The following is an 18,043-nucleotide window of genomic DNA, read 5'->3' on the forward strand; positions in this document are numbered from 1 at the left end:
TGCGTGCGCCCGCAGGGCTAGGGCAGGTTGGTCACGCAGTGGGAGGCGATGTTCTTGTACAGGCTCTCGCCGGACCCCTCCCCGGTGCCCGCGTCGAACCTCCAGTCCCACAGGTTGTTCAGGGCAACGCCGTTGTAGATCCCGCGGCGGGCCTTCTGGCAGTTGAGCCCCCAGTGGACCCAGATGTCGTCGTTGTAGCCGGGGTAGCGGTCGTTGTACACACCGAGAGCGCGGTTCCAGCAGTCGCCCCAGTTGTACGAGTTGCCCGACCACCAGCCGCACATCTGCTGCATCGCGTTGTCGTAGTACCCGACCACCCAGCCGCTGGCCTGCGTCCCGAAGCCGGTTCGAGGCGTCGGGGCGGGCGCGGAGGCGGACATGGAGGCGGGTGCGGGGGATGCCGGGGCGGCCTGGGCGGCCAGCGGTGTGGCGGCCGCCAGTGCGGTGGCGAGCGCGGTGCCCGCCATGAGGGTGCGCAGTGCACGCATGAGCGTTGTCTCCTTCTTCGTGGATGTCATCGGGCGGCGATCGCGGATCGGGCCCGGGGCAGTGCGGCGAGCTGGAGCCGGAACGCGGTGTCCACGTCGGCCCGGTGGCGCTCCCGCAGGCGGTTCTCGTGCATCCGGTTCAGCCGGTGTGCTGTCTCGGCCAGACCGGAGGACTGGGCGCAGGTCGCCTCGGCGACGGCCTGGCGGATCTCTTCGCTCCGCGACGCCGGCAGCGCGTCGCGGGCAGCGGCGGGACTCGCGAACGGGTGGCCCGCGGCGTGCATGCAGCGGGCCCACGGCTCGGCGGCCCGAGCGAAGGCCGGGTCGGCGCCCGCCCGTTCGCTCGCCATGGAGGTCAGTGCGGTGAGGGTGGTACGGGCCTGGAACCAGCCGGGCAGGTCGGCGTACAGCCGTCGGTCGGCCTCGGACTGGCAGCCGTCCGGGCTGCGGCTCATCTGCGCTCCGTCCGGGCCGCGGGCGGTGAGGCCGACGGGGCGGTCGCCGTTGGCCGCGCGCAGCGCCTGGGCGCGGCGCTGCGGGCTCAGGCCGGTGAAGTAACGCTGATTGACGTCCTCGCGCTGGAGCCGCTCCGCCGCGCGCTGGAGGTCGGTCCCGTAGCCGTGTCGGCGGGCCCAATCGACGTCGTCGAGGACCAGGGGGAAGTCGTGCGCGTCCGGCAGCGGCCGCCGCGACACCGGTACGTAGACGAAGCCCCTGGCCCGCATGCAGTCGCGCAGCAGGATCTCCCGCGCGGTGTGCAGCAAGTCCAGCTCCGCCGCCGTCGGTTCGCGCGGCTGAGCGAGGCGCTCGGGGGCGGCGCGGCCGGCCTGCCCGCTCCTGGCGTCCGGGCTGTCGGCCTGGGACAGGAGGATTAGGGCCGCCACGGCCGCCGAGACGAGGACGGCGGCGGCGAGCGCCGCGTACCGCAGTCGAGACAACACAACCCCCAGGGTGGACGTGGACACCACATCGACATGACCGTCGAAGACGCCCTCACTCTGCCCAGGGGAAGGTTTGGCCGCCCGCGCCGTACGGAAAGAGCGCAGGTCACGTCCGCGCGAACGCTGGACAACGAGGGTTGTCCACGGACAGAGGCCCCGGGAAGGCGGCGGAAGCCCCCTCGGGCCCTAGCCTTCTGAGTCAGGAATTCTGTTCAGATAGCGGGCGAGGCGTTCGAAGATCTCGTCCGCCGTCTTGGTCCAGATGTAAGGCCTGGGGTCGGTGTTCCATGCGGCGATCCAGTCGCGGATGTCTTGCTCCAGGGCCTGGACGGATCAGTGGACGCCTCGCCGTATCCGCTTGTTCGTCAGCTCGGCGAACCATCGCTCCACCAGGTTGAGCCAGGACGACCCGGTAGGCTGGCCCGGTACGGCAGTGGCGGCACCCGTCGACATGTACGCCCCCTACGCCCTCGCCGCCGCGAAGGTCGGCTCGGGCGGCACGCTCCTGGCAGCCAAGGAAGTGTCCTCAGCTGCCCGGAGCACCACGCAGTCCACGGGGTCTACTGCGTGAAGGTGTCGGAACCCCGACATCGATCTGAAGGACGCGGCGGTGGTCGCCACGGTCAACGACAACCGGGGCATGATCACGGCCATCGGAGCCCCGCACAGCTTTTGCGGTAACGACTCGAAGGTCATCACGGTCGTGATCACCGACAGCGCCGGCTACGCGCTGGACGCACCGTTCACCGTCGCCGTGCTGTAACCCATCGCTCTGACATGAACCGAAGGGCCCTGACAGCCGTCGGGGCCCTTCGGTCCCTGTAGGAAGGTGTGACGTTCGGCCCGCACCGTTCCGTCAGGACGACTTCGCCGTCACGCCGCCGTCGGGAATTGGAAGCCACCTCAATTGGTCCAGCGGCGCGCTTGAATGCGGGTGGTCTTAAGGGAGGGCAGTGCCTCATGATCACGCCATGACGAGTCCGGCCTCCTTCCGGGACCAGACCAACTGGTCCGACGGCTACGAGCTGGCCATAGAGGTTGGGTCGAGCGACGATGCCCGAACTCAAGCCGTACTGAGTGCCCTGTGGTCCGCCGCGGACGTGCACGGGTGCTTAGGGCGGAGTGACCGTGAACCTGAGGAGCAGGATCCCGTGCCCTGCACAGTTGGATCGTTGACCGCGTTCGGGCATCTCCACGGTCAGGCCAGGCTGCCGACAGGCCAACTGGTCGTCTGCGGTTGTGTGGCGATCCGGGGCGGTGATGAAAGCAGCGACTGGCTGGACTTATACGTCCCGGTGGGCGCGCTGGACAACGCCGGTCTGGCCTACTGGGACGGTCGGCCCTTCTTCAGATCCGACGTGATGGACGACTTGCTGGCTGCCATCGGCAAGGAGACGTTCACCAGAGCGGCCTTCAGCTTGAGGGTCGTCGGGTTCGAGGTCTGCTCGGACGCTGCAACGCTGGCAGGGCAGATGCCGCAGGAGCGAGGCATCGGATACCTGCTTCGCGTAGATGGCACGCTCCACTACGTGGCCGCCAACACCTCAGCGCCCGCGCAGCTCCTCCCGGACTCGAGTCTGCGGTAGCAGATGATGGTGCAGGCGATGCTCGCGAAGGCGAGGAAGTGAGCGGCCTTGCGTTCGTAGCGGCGGTGGAGCCGGCAGCAGCCGGAGAGCCAGGCCGTGGTGCGTTCGATGGTCCAGCGCTGTCGGCCCAGTCGCTGCGAGGACGCGACGTCCTTGCGGGCGATGCGGTGGGTGATGCACGGAGGCGGACCAGCCGGAGCGGCATCCGTGAACGCGTGCGCCGGGCTCCCATCACCTGCCCGGCGCTCGCCCTTGTCTGGGGGCGCTGGAGGTTCGTTCGTCAGAGGGTGCGCATGACGGTGACGACCTTGCCGAGGATTGTCGCGTGGTCGCCGAAGATCGGCTCGTGGGTGGAGTTATGGGACATCAGCCAGACCCGGCCGTTTTCGCGGCGCAGGCGCTTGACGGTGGCTTCGCCGTCGAGCATTGCGGCCACGACGCCGCCGTGATCGGCGGAATCGGCCTTCCTCACGGTCACGTAACCGCCGTCGCAGATGGCCGCGTCGACCATGCTGTCTCCGACCACCTTCAGCGCGAACAGGTGTCCTTCGCCGACAAGTTGCCGCGGGAGGGTGAAGACGTCCTCGACGGCTTCCTCGGCGAGGATCGGCGCGCCAGCCGCGTTCCGGCCCACGAGCGGTACCTGCGCCATGTTGTGGTCGAGCTGGGTCTCGGGGGCGTCGATGTCATGGGTGGGGCGGACCCGGTAGCCGCGCGGGCGGTGGGGGTCGCGGGAGAGGAAGCCTTTGCGCTCGAGCGCCATGAGCTGGTGGACGACGGGACGAGGTGCTGCTGTGGTTCACCGCCGCGCCGATCTCGTTGAGTAGGGCAACGTTCTGACACCGTATTCCGAGCATGATCCGACTTCGAATCCGGCCGAGAATCGCCGCTGATCGATCTTGCTCATCATTTGGTCGATTGATGCATGGCCGCATCCCCGGCCTCCCCCTGCCAGTGGGCGAGGCCGCCTTGGGCGGTGAGGGTGTCGGCGTGATCGGGCCAAGCGCGGGCCTCCAGCTCAGCCCCGGACGACCTTAACCAACGCCGCACCGATGGCGCCGGCTGCCACGATCAGCACCGCTAGCCGTGTCAGGGCCGCAGCTCGCAGAGGCTGCCGGAAGTCAGGGCGCATCAGGCGCCTACAGGTCACGCATCCGGCGTCCCGGTGATCCGGTTGTTCGAGCCAGTAGGCGCCCGTCAGCCCGGCGAACGAGGCAGCGGATTCGGTAGTGGTCATGTTCAGACAACGACGATGACCTGATTCCGCGCTGGCCGCGCCACGAACGTCACCGATTCGTTAGGCCATGCCGCAGCTGAGGTCGTGGCGCTTGACCGCGACAGGGCTGCAGGCAACTCGACCGATGCCCCTGCAACGTTCTGTGTTTCCTTCGTAACAGTGCGTACGATGCTCATCTCCTTGAGGCCATATCCGCCGCGGGTTCCTGCCATGACCTGGCGTACCGGCCTGCGTCCGACGCCCCGAGCAGCGGGCCAAGGGGTGGCGATGCTCGATCTGCGGTCGCCTCGCAAGGTGCGGCTTCACACGCACTGCGACAATGCCAGAGGGGGCTGCGAAGAAGCCGACCGACCCCCTGGGGTGCACATGTGCGATATCCCCGTGGCCTCCATTGGAGTGCCGATCCGAGTCTTCCTGCTCGCCGGACGCCGCAGTGATCCGCCGATGCTTGCTCGACGGTCCACAGGCCCGGTGTCGTGTCGCTGTGCAGAATCCAGAGCCAGACCCGAGTCCTCCGCCGGTTCGCCGAACTGCCGGTCAATGTCGCTGCGGTCGTGGACCGGCTCTCGGCGCCACTCGACGACGAGCGTCACGTGTCTGCGGCTCGGGCGCGCGCGGCATCCCCTGGCAGCGATGCCGAGCTCGCGGTGCCCCTCTGATTCCCTGCAGCCACGGTCGCTGCCGTACCCGCTCGCGGCCGGTGGCGGTCCCTCACAGACAGGACGAGCCGTGTCCACCACACACCTTGATGCGGCGGTCGTGACGTCGCTGGTCGAGGACGCCGTGTTGGCGCCCTCCATGCACAACGCACAGCCCTGGAAGTTCGTCCACCACACCGGCAGCCGCTCCGTCGCGCTGTACGGCGATCCGGACCGAACGCTGCCATATGGCGATCCCGACCACCGCGCGCTGCACCTCGGTTGTGGCGCCGCCCTGTTCAACCTGCGAGTGGCCGCCGCCCACAGCGGGTGGTCCTCCATCGTCCGGCTGTTTCCCGCTCCCGAAGACCCGTGGTACCTGGCCGACGCCACGCTCGACGAGCCCGATCCCGCGGACCGTGACCTAGCGGACCTGCACCCTGCGGTGCGGCGGCGGCACACCAGCCGCGTCCCCTTCTCCGACGAACAGATCCCCGCACCGATACTCGACGGGCTTCGCTCCGCCGCTCTCCTGGAAGGCTGCCGGCTGATCACCCCGGGCGCCTGGCATGCCGACGCCGTGATGGAACTCGTACACGACGCCGAGCTTCTCGAGGCCGCGAACGACGCCGTGCGCACGGAGATCGCCGCCTGGACGCGCACCGGCAGGACCGGTGAGGGACCCTCCGACGAAGGCATCCCGGCGGACGCCCTCGGCCCTCGGCAGTACGGCGTGAGCTCCCCCGTACGGGACTTCGACTCCACTCGCCGTGTGCCCGACCGTGCCGTGGCCGTCTTCGAGAAGCACCCGCAGATCGCGCTGCTCGGCACGGCGGAGGACACTCCGGCGGACTGGCTGCGGGCCGGTCAGGCGATGCAGCGTGTGCTCCTGCAGGCCACACTCGACGGCCTCGCGGCCTCGCTGATGTCACAGCCCCTCGAATGGCCCGAGCTGCGGTCGTCCGTACGCGATCCGAGATCCGCGATCGGCTTCGTCCACATGGTGTTCCGTCTCGGCTACGGCTCCCAGGGTGCGGCGACACCTCGGCGGTCTGTGGCCGATGTCCTCAGCTTCCAGTGACGGTGGTCGAGTCGTCGTCCTGCTCACCATCGCCACGACGACGGAGACATCCCACCGCTCGGGACCCCGGCAGGGGGAGGCATGGCTGTTCCGGAGGAGTTCCTACCCGAATCGGGAAGAGCCTCATTGAGCAGTGGAAAGGACTGGTGTTGTGAAGCCTGTGGGACCGAGCATTGACTACAAGGCGTTGTTCGCTGCCACGCCCAGTCCCTATCTGGTGCTGGGCCGTGACCTGGTGATCGTCGACGTCAACGACGCATACCTGCGCGCCACCGGTCGGAGCAGGTCGGACCTGGTGGGCCAGTACATTTTTGACGCCTTCCCAGACAATCCGGCGGACGCTACCGCGGACGGCGTGCGAAACCTGGGCGCCTCGCTGCACCGGGCCCTGCAGTCGAAGCAACCGGACACGATGGCAGTGCAGAAGTACGACATCCCCGTACCGACCGAGCCTGGGGTGTTCGAGGAGCGGTGGTGGTCCCCGATCAACACCCCCGTGCTCGGGCCGGACGGTCAGGTGGCGTGGATCATCCACCGGGTGGAGGACGTGACCGAGTTCGTCCGCTCCCGCCCGGCCCAGGCGGCAGGCGGACTGCTGGGTAGACGGGAGGTGATGGAGGCCGAGCTGTACGCGCGGGCGCGGGTGCTGCAGAGGTTGAACGAGGAGCTGCGCCAGGCTCATGCCCGGGAGCGGCAGGTCGCCGTCGCCCTGCAGGAGGCCATGCTGCACTCGCCCGACCTTGAGGGGCACGGGAATGTCGCGGTGCGCTACTTGCCCGCGGTCGGGTCGCTGAACGTGTGCGGCGACTGGTACGACGTCGTGGATCTGCCCGACGGCTCATTCGGTGTCGCGGTCGGTGACGTCGTCGGTCACGGTTTGGAGGCCGCCGCCGTCATGGGCATGCTCCGCAGCGCGCTGAGCGCCGCCGTCCGGGCCCTCCAGGAGCCGGCCAAGTCGCTGGAGGTCCTGGGTCTGTACGCCCGCTCGGTGGAAGGGGCGCTGGCCACCACTGCCGTCCAGGTCGTGATCGACACACTTCATCAGCGGATCGCGTACAGCAGTGCCGGCCATCATCCACCAGTCCTGGTGCACCCCGACGGCACTTGCGACCTGCTGGACCAGGCCACTGATCCCCCGCTGGGGGCCCGCCCCGAACACGTCCCCCGCCCCCAGGCGACCCTGTCGTACACCTCCGGTGACGTCCTCGTCCTGTACACGGACGGCCTCATCGAACGCCGCGGCGAGGACATCGACGTCGGCCTGCACCGCCTCACCGACGCCCTCACCCGTTATGCCCGCATGAGCCCCGATCGCGTCGCCGACGCCCTGCTGGCCCACCTGGGCGTGGCCGGCGGTGCCCGAGACGACATCGCCCTGATCATCGTGCACCTGTGACAGCGCCCCGAGGCCGCCAGGTGCCAAGACGTGCCCCGCCTGTCCGAAGGCCTCATGGGCCAAGCCGACCGTATGCATCCACCGGCACCCTGCACGGCCACCACCACTCGAACGCCTGCCGGGCTACTCGTCCTGCCGAGCCGCTCTTCATTACGGATTAGGCCGACCGCACGGTGGTGGTGGTCTTCACCTCCGACCACGGCGAGATGGCCGGCTCGCACGGGCTGCGGCAGAAGGGCAACCTGGTCTACGACGAGAACTTCCACGTCCCGTTCACCCTCTGCCACCCAGACTTTCCCCCGTGGTACCCGCACCGAAGCCCCCGCCTCCGCGGTCGACCTCGCCCCTACCCTGCTGGAGTTCGCGGGCCTGGCTACGGCCGACCTCGCGGAGCGGCACCCCGCGCTCAAGGGCCGTTCTCTGGTGCCCGCCCTCGACGGCGGGACCGTACGCGACGGCGTGCTCACCGCCGTCGAGTCGATCACCGCCGTGGACGCGTCGTTCTGGTTCGAGTTCGCCGACCCGAAGCCGGCCAGCGGATCCAGTCCGGGCAGCTACGGCCGGACTGGACCAAGCGCGGCTTCCTGCGCGGCTACATGGACAGCAGCCACACGTTCGGCCGCTACTTCTCGCCTCTCCACCCGAACCGCCCGGCCGACGCCGAAGAGCTGTACGCCGACTACGACGTCGTCCTCTACGGCTGCGACCAGGACCCGAACGAACTCCACAACCTCGCCGCCGACCCCACGCACCGCCATCTCGTCTCCCGGTACAACGACCTGCTGGAGGACCTCATCAACACCGAGATCGCCACAGACACCCGCGCCTGGGTCACCGAACGCCCCCGGCTCCTCGGCTGGCCTACCTGGCACGGCGACACCGATCACCCCGCAGCTGCCGGAGCGGCGCCCCGGCACTGACCTACCAGTCCGTGGACCTGCCCGTGTCGCAGCGAGCCGTGCACGACCTGAGCCTCTACACCGCCGAACCGGGCAGCACGTCCGAAGACCACATCAAGCTCCTTGCCAGCCTGGCGGCGACCCGCTCCCGGGCAGCAGAGCCCACCGACCAACTCGGCTGAGCCGCCCATTCCGCACGCTCCCGGCTGGTCATGCACCAGGACCCGATTCGCACCCAATGCCGCTGCGGACTGCTGTCCGTTGTCAATCGCGAGCCGCGTCAAAGCGCGAGCAGCTTCTGTCCTGTACAGGGCTCCTTGACGGTCCCGTACGAAGTGCAGGACGGACTCGGTACCTCCTGCATGAGTTCCTCCGGAAGTCACCCCTCAACTGCGTCTGGCGCCCATGAACCGATGCCTGCGCCCACCCCGCAACCACGTCCTGGTGCGCCGCGAAGCTCGCAGGGCGGCTGCGAGGTTATTGCGGCTCTGCAGGGTGTGAGGGTGATCGGGTCCGAGGACTCGTTCGCGGGTGGTGAGGACGTGTTGGTGGAGGTCGGCTGCTTCATCGTGTCGGCCGACGTGGTCGAGCGCGAGGCCAAGGTTGTCGCGACTGGTCAAGGTGCTGGGATGGTCGGGTCCGAGGACTCGTTCGAGGGTGGTGAGGACCTGTCGGTGAAGATCGACTGCGTCCCGGTGATGGCCGAGGTGGTCGAGCGCGAGGCCAAGGTTGTCGCGACTGTGCAGGGTGTCGGGGTGCTCGGGTCCGAGAACACGTTCGTACGCGCTGAGGACCTGCCGATGGAGGTCGGCCGCCTCCTGGTGGTGGCCGAGGTCGTCAAGCGCCAGGGCGAGGTTGTTGCGGCTGTTCAGGGTGGCGGGGTGCTCGGCGCCGAGGACGCGTTCGTAGCCGGCCAGAGCCGCACGGTGCAAGGCGGCTGCTTCCTGGTGCTGGGCGAGGTAGCCGAGTGCGAGGCCGAGGTTGTTCATGCTGTGCAGGGTGTAGATGTCGTCGGCGCCGAGGACGCGTTCGCGGGCGGCAAGGATCTGCCGGTGATGATCTGCCGCCTCGTGGTGCCGACCGAGGTGATCCAGTGCGTTGGCGAGGTTACTGCGGCTGAGCAGGGTGTCGGGGTGGTCGGGGCCGAGGGTGCGATCGCGGGTTGTGAGGACCTGCTGGTGGAGGTCGGCTGCCTCCTGGTGCCGGCCGAAGAGGTCGAGCACTTCGGCGAGGTTGTTGGAGCTGTTCAGGGTATCGGGGTGATCGCGGCCGGACGAGCGGGCGGTGATCTCGTGCGCCGCCTGACGCAGCTGAAGTGCACTGCCGTAGTCGCCCGCTTCTGTGAGGCATTGGCTGATGTGGTCGACGGCGTCGGCGAGGTGGCGGTTGTTCTCGTTGGCGGTGTGCGCTGCCGCGTTGAGGAGGTGCGGGGCGAGGAGGCGTGCCGCATCCCAGTCGGAGGTCGGGGCCCTCATCACCTCTTGGGCTGCCTGGACCAGGCGGCCGGTGAGGGCCTGCTGGTAGCGGTTCGGGTCGGTGGATTCGGTGATGTGGGCGTGCGCGGAGATCTCACGCACGAGCGGGTGCAGGACGACCAGCCCGAGGACGGGGTGCCCGTCGTGGCTTGCTGGCGTGTCGACGAGTCCGTAGGTGTGCAGGCCGTTGAGCGCGGTCTCCACCTCGACCACGCCGGCCTGGCATCCGGTGGCTTCGGTGACCAGTTCCGGGGTGAGGAGGGAGACCGGGACAGGGGCCGGTGCCAGAAGGGACAGCAGCCGCAGCACCGGCCGTGCCAGCGGGTTGCCGTCGCCGTCGAGTTGGTCCAGTGACAGCTCCCACGTGTGGCGTACCAGGGTCCGTCCGACGTCTGGGTCACTCGCCCGGGGCTGCGTGGCGCCGAGCAGGGTGCCGAGCTGCGTGTCGAGAGCGGTGGTGTAGGCGGTGAGGCTGCGGTGGCGGCTGCCAGGGGCAGCCAGGTACCGGGCCACGGCGTGGAGGGCCAGTGGCAGGCCGCCCAGCCGCTCCGCGAGTGCCCGTGCCTCTTCGGCGGTTCCTGCGTGGGGCGCCGCGTCGCTGAGGACCTGGCCGCCGGTTGCGGACTCCAGCGGGACGACGCGGTGGAGGACGGCCCGCGGGCCCCACATCACGGGGTCGGTGTTCCGGCTGGTGACGAGCAGCAGGCCCCGGCCGCCCGGCCGGATCCACCCCCGGTAGGACGCCACCTCCTCCCCGTCGGGACCGACCGCCTGCGGAGTGTCCACGTTGTCGATCACCAGGAGCCACGAGGCGGTCTGCTCCAGTTGCTCCCACACCACATCCGGAAGCCCGGCCCGACCCGCCCGAGCCTCCTCGAGCCGAGCCTCGGGAAGGCCGCAGGCGACCGCGACACGGGTCATCTGCTCAGCCAGCTCCTCTGTGTCGCGCCAGCGGATCCAGAACACGCTCCGGCCTTCCGCGCGGGCGACATCGGCCAGAGCGGAGGCCAACGTGGTCTTGCCAATCCCGCCGACGCCGCACACCACGGCGTACCGGCCCTGCGGCCGGGCCAGCAGCCGCCGCAGAGAGACCAGTTCGCTCTCACGACCGCGGACGACCCCTGCACTCTGCGGCGCACGCAAGGAGGCCATGCCAGTGACCGGCACCCGCCCCATCGGCACTAACCCCACCGGCGCGGCATTCCTCGCGGACTCGATGACGTCCAGACGGCGGCTGACCAGCTCCAAGACGACCGCACCCACAGCCAGCGCACCGAAGACGGACCACACCACCCATGGACGGGACGCCCAGTCCGGCACGGCGCTCGTGGCGTAGTTCGTCACCACCCCCAGCACGCACGTCGCCGCCGCCCCGGACCCACTGACGACCGAACCCGCCCGCGCACGCCTGCCACCGTTCACGCCGACCCCCAGCCCCTACGACGTCCCTGGCCCAAGCATGCGCCACGCCTCCACACACCGTCTCCGAAACAGCCGTGCATCCGCTGTGCTGGCTTGGTAGTGCCGACAGGGCTTAGACGCGTCCTATGTGGTGAGGCGGACGAGTCGCTTGTAGCAGCAGAGGGCCGCGGCGAGACCGAGGAGAGCCGCTGATCCCTACGTCGAGGATGCGGCCGCAGGGCGGCGGGACACCGGATACACCTGATGAGACGTTGTTCGCCGCGATCAACTACGTCCTGCTCAGCGGGTGCGCATGGCAGGCTCTGCCACCCTGTTTCGGGATCTCGAAATCGACGGCTCACCGCCGGTTCCTGATCCGGTCACGAGCAGATGTGTGGGGCCGGTTGCACGAGGAGATCCTGCACCGCCTCGACGACGCCAGACGGGGCCGGCCACCGCCAAGCTGGGCCATCGACTCTCTTACTGGTGGTTTCAGAATGAACGGGGGGCAGGCCACGGACAGACAGCAGCACGCTGTTCACCGTGGTGCCGACACGTCAGTGACAGTCGCTATCGTCCGTGCCATGACCTCAAGTGATCACCTGCTCGACCTGATCCAGAACACCCCAGAGATCGATCTGCTGCTGAGGTCGTCGTTCGGCTTCGACATCCATCGGAAGCACTATGGCGAGGGCTTGAGGCTTGCCTCGGGTGCGCCGATGGAGGTGATCGCCGGGGAGTCCGCCGGTGGGGCCTACTTCCTCTGCACCGAGCAGAACGGTCGCCGACCGGTTGTGTACGCAAGTTCCGAAGGGGAAGGCGGTCTACTCGCCGATGACCTGGGGGAAGCGCTGGAGATCATCATCGGGCTGGGATGGCACGACTGCCTCACGTTCTCGGGCAGTGGCGATGTCGAGGTCATGCAGGTGTCCGCTCGACACCTTGAACGGTCTCGTGACAAGTACAACTCGGACATCGACGACGAAGCTGTCCAGGTGGCCGCAGCCCTGTCGCTGCGCATCGTGCCTGTCACTGACCTCGTAATCCGGTTGCATGCAGCCGCCTCGAAGACCGAAGCGGACTACGTCGTGATCGACGAGGACGGACAGGAGTTCGGCCCACTGTTCGGCGAGCACGTGGAACCTCGCCACGGAGGCTGGCGCTGAACCCACCCAGCGCCGCCGACCGCATCAAGATCGGCGTCGCTGTCAATGCCTGATAGGGCGCCGGGCAGACTCTCCGACGTGCCTGCCGATCTTGTGCCAGACGATCTCTGGGAGCGCATAGCTGCGCTTCTCCCCCCTCGGCCTGCCCGACGCCATCGCCACCCCGGACGGCTGCCGGTGTCGGACCGCGTCGCGCTCGCCGGCATCATCTACGTGCTCCGGAAGGGAGTGGCCTGGCGCGATGTTCCCGCCCAGGTCGTTGGCTGTTCAGGGGTGACCGCCTGGCGTCGGCTCCGGGACTGGACTGAGGCTGGTGTCTGGCCCCGCTTGCACGAGGTCCTTCTCGCTGAGTTGCGAGCAGCGGGTCTCCTGGAGATGGACGACTCGGCGATCGACGGCTCACACGTCAGGGCACTCAAAGGGGGGCTCACACCGGACCTTCGCCGGTCGACCGGGGTCGGCCGGGCAGCAAGCACCATCTGATCGTCGACCGGCACGGCACCCCGCTCGCCGTCACGCTGACCGGCGGCAACCGCCACGACGTCACACAGCTCCTGCCGCTCCTGGATGCGATCCCACCGATCCGCGGCGTGCGCGGGCGCCCCCGCACACGGCCACGCAAGCTGTTCGCCGACCGGGGCTACGACTTCGACAAGTACCGCCGCTTGCTGTGGAAGCGTGGGATCAAGCCGCTCATCGCCCGTCGCGGCGTCGCCCACGGCTCTGGCCTGGGCAAGACCCGCTGGGTCGTCGAGCGGACCTTCGCCAGGCTCCACCAGTTCAAGCGCCTGCGCATCCGCTACGAGATACGCGCCGACCTTCACCAAGGACTGCTACAACTCGCCTGCAGCATCATCTGCCTGAGACGACTCAGAACCTCATTCTGAAACGATCAGTTACACCGTGACGGTGACCAACAGGAGTACTACCCATGCGGCCACCCACGTCACGCTGGACGGCACCCTCACCGGACCAGGCGGCCTGGCATCCGCCAAACCCAGCCAGGGCACCTGCACCACCACATCCACCAGCGCCACCTGCACCCTGGGCACGCTCGCCCACGGCGCCGACGCCACGGTGACCATCGTCATCAAGCCCAAGGCCACCGGCACTCTCTCCGACACCGCCACAGTCCGTGCTGCGCAACCCGACCCCGCGCCGGACAACAACACCGCCACCGCGACCACCACAGTGAAGAAGAAGGGGTCTCCAACGGGCAAGCCAGGTGGGCACAACGGATGCACGAAACCAGGGAAGCCCAAGCCATAGACCGTGGCGCAGGAGCACTGGGAACTTGACGCTACCGGGGCGAAGCGTATGCCGGGCAGGCCAGCCTGCCCGGCACACGCGGTCTCAGGAGTGTCGGCCGCCCGCGTTGTCCATCGCGGAGGGGACAGCGGGGCCAGCTGCGGAGTTAGGTTCCGTCCGGCGGCCAGGGACACCGGGAGCACTTCGTCGAAGAACGGACCTTGGCCGATACGGACGCGATCCCCGCCATGATGCGCGAACCGTGTCCGCAATACGTGGACGGAAACCTGCCTGTATGGATTCGCGTATCGACTGGTGCTGTTGCAGCGGTCGGACGAGCCCGCTGACGCGGGAGGCTGCCATGGTCCTGCAGATCTTCGGCCCAACTGGGACAACATCGCAGCGGGCCTGATGAAGCGGGCTGACGCTCTGGACGCGGGCTGATCACGTCTCGAGCCAAAGGCGGATCGAGGGGCCTCCCGCCGCTTCGCAACCCAGGCGAGGCCCTGGAGTCCCACCTACGACGGCCAGGAAGCCATCGACCCCGGGAAGCAGGACGCCGAGCACATGCATCCGCTTGCCGAGGCGTGCCGCTTCTGCCCGAGGCGCAGTGCCGCTACATCTCCGAGTGGGTCGGCACCAAACTCCGGCGGGATCTGTCCGGAGCCCAAGCCGAGGTCGACGCGCCGAAGGTATGAGCCGAGGGCCAATGCGAGACCGCCGTGCACATCACGCCCGCGCAACCATCAGGGGTACGGATGCGGTCAGTCGACCTCGACGTACGTGACGATGCGGATGCTGACGAGCGCGGTCACGTAGAAGATGACGCGGATGCCGGAGTGTTGGTAGTCGCGCAGCGCCGAGGCGGTGGCGTGAGGCTTCACGTCGGCCGGGTCGGCGGCGATAACGTTCAGCGCCGCGTCGAGCTGCGCCACCTGCACGGTGGCCAGGGTGCGGACGTGGGTCTCGGCCGGCTCGACGAACACGATCGCGGCAACGGACGGGGCCTCATCGTTCTGCGCGGGCAGACTCTCTCTGCCCGGATGTCCTCCCAGTCGCGGCACCAGTTGAGGTCGATCTCCTTCGAGGCATGGTGACGAACCGGGCTGCCACCACCCACCGGCCGTGCCAGCACCTTGTGGCAAGATCCACCGCATGGGTGAGGGGGAGCGCCCCGTCGCGGCATCTACCGCGTGAACGTGGCTCAGGCCGGAGCGAGAAGACGGTCAATGAAAAGGGGGGGCATGCCACCGAGGAAGATACAGGACGAGCAGGAAGTCGTCCGGTGGTTCGAGGAGGGACGTACCTACGAGTGGATGCAGGAGACGTACTTCTCAAAGTATGGCATCGAGACAAGCATTCCCATGTGGGCTGCCTTCCGTCGGCGGAAGGGCCTTGACCGGCGCAATCTTCGAGCCGACAACCTCATTCCGTGGAAGCTTAAGAAGGAGCACCGGTTTCTATACCCGGCCATGATGCTGCGGGCAGAAGGCCGGCTACGGGCAGGCAAGCAGCTCACCGAGCGCGACGCAAGACGTTTGGCGAACTGGAAGCAGTCGCTTCAGGAGGACGGCCGTGTCGTGCATTACGACGACGAGATCGAAGAGGGCTTCCTCTACGTTTCCCGCGAGGACACTGACACGGACTTGATCCGTCAGCCGAAGGTCATGACCGGCAATCGGGCACGTGACTAGCTAGCGCCGCATCAGGCAACGTTCGCCCCGTTCTTGCTGGTGGAGTGCAGAAAGCGTGGGGCACGTAGTCTCGCGGGATGCATTCTCACCTGAGCTCCGAGAACCCGCCCGCGCTGCCTCATGAGGTCGTGGTCGAGACGTTGGAACGGGCGCTGTGTGACCGCTCGCACGAGGGCGAAGCGGCGGACGCCCTGGTCGGAATCGCCTTGAGTGACGACGACCGGAAGTTCGTCGAGCACTGGTGCATGGAGGTCGGGACGCGCGCCGTGTCGGGCAGTCCGCTCCTTGGGCTGGCCGGCCTGTGCCTGGGCCATACCGCTCGACGCTTCGGCCGTCTCGGCGACGACGCGCTCGCGCTGGCGAAGTCGCTGGCGGTGCGTGCTCAAACGGACCTGGCGGACGTGGATGGTCGGGCTCTCGACGGTTATGACGACGTCCGGAGCTTCCTGCATCTTTGGTGACGCCGACTGGCACCGTCGCCGTTAGTACTCCAGCCGTAGATCGTGATCTTCATGCTTGAGCGGCTTGTCGTCGGTAGTGGCTGGTCCGGGATCGGGTCTGGTGGCGGCGTCGCCAGACGGACCAGCCAAGCCGGTGGACAGGGGCAAAGACGCGTTGGATGACGAGCGTGATGAACAGTGTTGGATCTCGTTGCAGGTGAGCGGTATCAGCTCGTCGGGTGAGGGATGACGGTCGTGTTCGTTCGCGCGGACGACGGCGAGGAAGGCGTGCGCAAGCATGGCCAGGGTGACCCAGCGGGACCAGGACGAGTAGCGCCGGACCTGGTGCTCGTCCAAGGCCGCCAAGCCCTTGCCGGACTGGAAAACTCCTCGACCCGCCACCTTGATCCAGCGACGCGCACCAGGGTGGTCAGCGGCACTGCGGGCCGGCGAGTAGCAGCGGTAGTACGCGAGTTCGCCGGTGCTGCGGTTGCGGCAGATCAACAACTGCCGGCTCCCGGGCCGGGGGTCGGTGAGGTCGATGACGGCCCAGTCGTAAGAGCGGTGGCCCTTGGCTCCGACCCCTGCGGACAGCTTCTGCCAGGCCCTCTTGGGCACTTTCCTGGCCAGCGTGTCCGCGCGGAACTTCCCGGCGCCTGTGGTGACTTCGTGCGAGTAGGCCACCGCTAGGACGTAGCCGGTGCCGCGTTCCTCCAGCGCGGCGCGCAGCCTCGGGTTGCCGCCGTAGACCTCGTCTCCCGCGACCCATGCGGCCCGGTGGCCGGCGTCCAGGAATCGGGTGACCATGCGGGCGGCCAGCTCTGGCTTGGTCGCGAACTCCGTCTTGTCACCGAGTCCGGCGGCCCGGCAGCGGTCGGGGTCGGAGGTCCAGGAACGCGGAACATAGAGTTCCCGGTCGATCGCCGCGTGCCCTCGCGGGGTGGAGTAGGCGAGGTAAACGGCTACCTGGCTGTTCTCGACGCGTCCGGCGGTGCCGGTGTACTGGCGCTGGACACCGACAGTGTCGGTGCCCTTCTTCACGTCGCCGGTCTCGTCGACCACCAGCACCGCCTCGTCGTCGTGCAGATGCTCCACCACGTAGTCACCCACGTCGTCGCGGACCCGGTCGGCGTCCCACTTGGCCCGCCCGAGCAGGTGCTGCATGCCGTCCGGGGTCCTGTCCCCGGCCCACTCGGCGATGGTCCAGCAGTTCTTGCGCGGCAGGTCGGACAGCAGTCCGAGTACCAACTTCCGGGCTCGGCGCCGGGATTCGACCCGTGTGAACCGTCCCCGCTATCCGGCTCATCAGACCCTCGAATGCCTCCTGCCAGTGGGCAGGGTTTACGCTGTGACCTGCGGCCACCGCGTGATCTTCAGTCTTCACACACCGATGATCAACGGTGGCCGCACCCGTCTCCACAGCGCGTCAGGCTCGCGCAGCGTCTGTCTGCCGTCCTGTGTCTGGAGGACTTGTGCAACGTGGCGAGGTCTGGTGGGTCCAGTTCGACGAGCGGAGGTTGGTCGTACTGCTGTCGGGAGACGACGCGTCCGGGATCCGGGTGATGCAGGTCGTCGCTCCGGCGGGCGTCGACATTGGCGGTCTGGGCATCGAAGTGATGGTGGGCGCCGGTGAAGGAGTGCCGTTCGAAGGCGTGCTGCGGCTCGCGTTCCCGCGTCCAGGCTTCACCCCTTGCACGTGGCTGACCACTGTGTCACGGGACGACCTGATAGAGCGGGCGGCCGTCCTGTCCTCGGCGAAGCTCAGCGAGGTTGACGATGCCCTCCGACTCGCTGAACAAGCGCAGGAGCAGACCCCGGCGACGACCGCGAAGCTCAGCGAGATAAGGGACGCCCTCCGTCTCGGTGAACTCGGGTAGAGGGAGAAGGAGCCGACGGCGTGGGCGGTCTCGGCCAGATGGTCGACGCTGTCCGACTGTCGCCTCGGCGCCCCTCACCATCGAGATCAGTCTTCCAGGCCTTCACGCGTTGAAGCGAGACGCCCTCCTTGCGGAGCAGAACCCGCAGGCCCTCGCGGCTGATGTTCTTCGGCCGGCTTGGACTTGGCGGTCTCCTGGGCGCGTCGCCAGGTCACCACCGACCCGGTGCCTCTGCGGATGATCCGCAGCAACCGCCTGCCCTCATCGCCGTCGATCTCGCGAATCCGTACGCGCTCAACCACGTGATCATTCGTGCGGTCCGGTGCCACGCGGCGCAGCAACCGGACGGTCCATCAGAACGAGGCGAACGTTGATGCGGCACTAGGACTTGTCCGGCCGATCATGTGACTACCGCGTGTCCGAGTCGTTGATGTGGGCATGGGGCGGGGTGATCTGAGTGATGCCGAGTGGGAACG

At 68.1% G+C, this 18,043-nt stretch carries 19 protein-coding genes and 4 pseudogenes; 14 read left to right on the plus strand and 9 right to left on the minus strand.

Going from position 1 to position 18,043, the window contains the following annotated elements; translation table 11 throughout:
• Nucleotides 1-17: 17 nt before the first annotated feature.
• From ACZ561_RS05370 to ACZ561_RS05380, 3 genes and pseudogenes are all read right to left on the minus strand, one after another.
• Complete coding sequence (locus ACZ561_RS05370; RefSeq protein WP_470989932.1) at nt 18-488, minus strand: hypothetical protein; 471 nt, start codon at nt 486-488, stop codon at nt 18-20.
• A gap of 26 nt (nt 489-514) precedes the next feature.
• Nucleotides 515-1,429 carry a hypothetical protein gene (locus ACZ561_RS05375; RefSeq protein WP_470989934.1) on the minus strand — a complete coding sequence of 305 codons (915 nt, stop codon included), beginning with the start codon at nt 1,427-1,429 and terminating at the stop codon, nt 515-517.
• Nucleotides 1,430-1,615: 186 nt separating this feature from the next.
• A pseudogene (locus tag ACZ561_RS05380) lies at nt 1,616-1,846 on the minus strand (IS630 family transposase); the annotation flags it as partial.
• A 193-nt stretch (nt 1,847-2,039) separates the two neighbouring features.
• Between ACZ561_RS05380 and ACZ561_RS05385 the strand changes: the two are divergent.
• A complete protein-coding gene (locus tag ACZ561_RS05385; RefSeq protein ID WP_470989936.1) occupies nt 2,040-2,192 on the plus strand; it encodes a hypothetical protein in 153 nt (50 codons plus the stop codon).
• A 208-nt stretch (nt 2,193-2,400) separates the two neighbouring features.
• On the plus strand, nt 2,401-3,015 hold the full coding sequence (locus ACZ561_RS05390) for a hypothetical protein (protein WP_470989938.1): 615 nt from the start codon (nt 2,401-2,403) through the stop codon (nt 3,013-3,015).
• Here ACZ561_RS05390 and ACZ561_RS05395 read toward each other — a convergent pair.
• Both ACZ561_RS05395 and lexA read right to left on the minus strand, forming a co-directional pair.
• Nucleotides 2,955-3,191 (minus strand): annotated as a pseudogene (locus ACZ561_RS05395) (transposase); the annotation flags it as partial. The gene ACZ561_RS05390 and the pseudogene ACZ561_RS05395 sit on opposite strands and share 61 nt — an antisense overlap.
• A 104-nt stretch (nt 3,192-3,295) precedes the next feature.
• On the minus strand, nt 3,296-3,778 hold the full coding sequence (lexA, locus tag ACZ561_RS05400) for a transcriptional repressor LexA (RefSeq protein WP_470989940.1): 483 nt from the start codon (nt 3,776-3,778) through the stop codon (nt 3,296-3,298).
• 1,203 nt (nt 3,779-4,981) lie between these two features.
• On the opposite strand from lexA, the gene ACZ561_RS05405 reads away from it, so the two are divergent.
• The 4 genes from ACZ561_RS05405 to ACZ561_RS05420 all read left to right on the plus strand — a co-directional run bounded on the left by ACZ561_RS05405 (nt 4,982) and on the right by ACZ561_RS05420 (nt 8,448).
• Nucleotides 4,982-5,971 carry an Acg family FMN-binding oxidoreductase gene (locus tag ACZ561_RS05405; protein WP_470989942.1) on the plus strand — a complete coding sequence of 330 codons (990 nt, stop codon included), beginning with the start codon at nt 4,982-4,984 and terminating at the stop codon, nt 5,969-5,971.
• A gap of 160 nt (nt 5,972-6,131) precedes the next feature.
• Complete coding sequence (locus ACZ561_RS05410; protein ID WP_470989944.1) at nt 6,132-7,367, plus strand: PP2C family protein-serine/threonine phosphatase; 1,236 nt, start codon at nt 6,132-6,134, stop codon at nt 7,365-7,367.
• 596 nt (nt 7,368-7,963) lie between these two features.
• Nucleotides 7,964-8,287, plus strand: coding sequence for a hypothetical protein (locus ACZ561_RS05415; protein ID WP_470989946.1), 324 nt, complete (start codon nt 7,964-7,966; stop codon nt 8,285-8,287).
• 23 nt (nt 8,288-8,310) lie between these two features.
• Entirely contained in the window at nt 8,311-8,448 is a 138-nt protein-coding gene (locus tag ACZ561_RS05420) for a hypothetical protein (RefSeq protein ID WP_470989948.1), read from the plus strand.
• A gap of 204 nt (nt 8,449-8,652) precedes the next feature.
• On the opposite strand, the gene fxsT is transcribed toward ACZ561_RS05420, so the two are convergent.
• Nucleotides 8,653-10,893 (minus strand): FxSxx-COOH system tetratricopeptide repeat protein, encoded by a 2,241-nt coding sequence (gene fxsT, locus ACZ561_RS05425; protein ID WP_470989951.1) that lies wholly within the window; start codon nt 10,891-10,893, stop codon nt 8,653-8,655.
• 4 nt (nt 10,894-10,897) lie between these two features.
• Between fxsT and ACZ561_RS05430 the strand changes: the two genes are divergently transcribed.
• From ACZ561_RS05430 to ACZ561_RS05450, 5 genes and pseudogenes are all read left to right on the plus strand, one after another.
• Nucleotides 10,898-11,077, plus strand: a complete 180-nt coding sequence (locus ACZ561_RS05430; protein WP_470989953.1) for a hypothetical protein — start codon at nt 10,898-10,900, stop codon at nt 11,075-11,077.
• A 274-nt stretch (nt 11,078-11,351) separates the two neighbouring features.
• Nucleotides 11,352-11,582, plus strand: a pseudogene (locus ACZ561_RS05435) (transposase); the annotation flags it as partial.
• Between the two features lie 144 nt (nt 11,583-11,726).
• Nucleotides 11,727-12,308, plus strand: a complete 582-nt coding sequence (locus tag ACZ561_RS05440) for a hypothetical protein (RefSeq protein ID WP_470989955.1) — start codon at nt 11,727-11,729, stop codon at nt 12,306-12,308.
• Nucleotides 12,309-12,386: 78 nt separating this feature from the next.
• Nucleotides 12,387-13,195, plus strand: a protein-coding gene (locus ACZ561_RS05445; RefSeq protein ID WP_470989958.1) for an IS5 family transposase whose coding sequence is annotated in 2 segments (ribosomal slippage) — nt 12,387-12,726 and nt 12,726-13,195 — 810 coding nt in all. Because the reading frame shifts where the segments join, the coding sequence is not laid out codon by codon here.
• A gap of 22 nt (nt 13,196-13,217) precedes the next feature.
• On the plus strand, nt 13,218-13,577 hold the full coding sequence (locus tag ACZ561_RS05450) for a hypothetical protein (RefSeq protein ID WP_470989960.1): 360 nt from the start codon (nt 13,218-13,220) through the stop codon (nt 13,575-13,577).
• Between the two features lie 743 nt (nt 13,578-14,320).
• On the opposite strand, the gene ACZ561_RS05455 is transcribed toward ACZ561_RS05450, so the two are convergent.
• Nucleotides 14,321-14,542 carry a hypothetical protein gene (locus ACZ561_RS05455; RefSeq protein WP_470989962.1) on the minus strand — a complete coding sequence of 74 codons (222 nt, stop codon included), beginning with the start codon at nt 14,540-14,542 and terminating at the stop codon, nt 14,321-14,323.
• A gap of 258 nt (nt 14,543-14,800) precedes the next feature.
• Here ACZ561_RS05455 and ACZ561_RS05460 point away from each other — a divergent pair, with 258 nt between their 5' ends.
• Together ACZ561_RS05460 and ACZ561_RS05465 are read left to right on the plus strand one after the other, a co-directional pair.
• A complete protein-coding gene (locus ACZ561_RS05460) occupies nt 14,801-15,250 on the plus strand; it encodes a hypothetical protein (protein ID WP_470989965.1) in 450 nt (149 codons plus the stop codon).
• Between the two features lie 77 nt (nt 15,251-15,327).
• Nucleotides 15,328-15,711 carry a hypothetical protein gene (locus ACZ561_RS05465; RefSeq protein WP_470989967.1) on the plus strand — a complete coding sequence of 128 codons (384 nt, stop codon included), beginning with the start codon at nt 15,328-15,330 and terminating at the stop codon, nt 15,709-15,711.
• Between the two features lie 21 nt (nt 15,712-15,732).
• Here ACZ561_RS05465 and ACZ561_RS05470 read toward each other — a convergent pair whose 3' ends face one another.
• Nucleotides 15,733-16,938 carry an IS701 family transposase gene (locus ACZ561_RS05470; protein WP_470989970.1) on the minus strand — a complete coding sequence of 402 codons (1,206 nt, stop codon included), beginning with the start codon at nt 16,936-16,938 and terminating at the stop codon, nt 15,733-15,735.
• Nucleotides 16,939-17,162: 224 nt separating this feature from the next.
• Here ACZ561_RS05470 and ACZ561_RS05475 point away from each other — a divergent pair, with 224 nt between their 5' ends.
• Nucleotides 17,163-17,567 (plus strand): type II toxin-antitoxin system PemK/MazF family toxin, encoded by a 405-nt coding sequence (locus ACZ561_RS05475; RefSeq protein ID WP_470989972.1) that lies wholly within the window; start codon nt 17,163-17,165, stop codon nt 17,565-17,567.
• 79 nt (nt 17,568-17,646) lie between these two features.
• On the opposite strand, the pseudogene ACZ561_RS05480 reads toward ACZ561_RS05475, so the two are convergent.
• Nucleotides 17,647-17,869: pseudogene (locus ACZ561_RS05480) on the minus strand (hypothetical protein); the annotation flags it as partial.
• Nucleotides 17,870-18,043: the final 174 nt, after the last annotated feature.

The organism is Streptomyces sp. NPDC039609, from assembly GCF_055596705.1.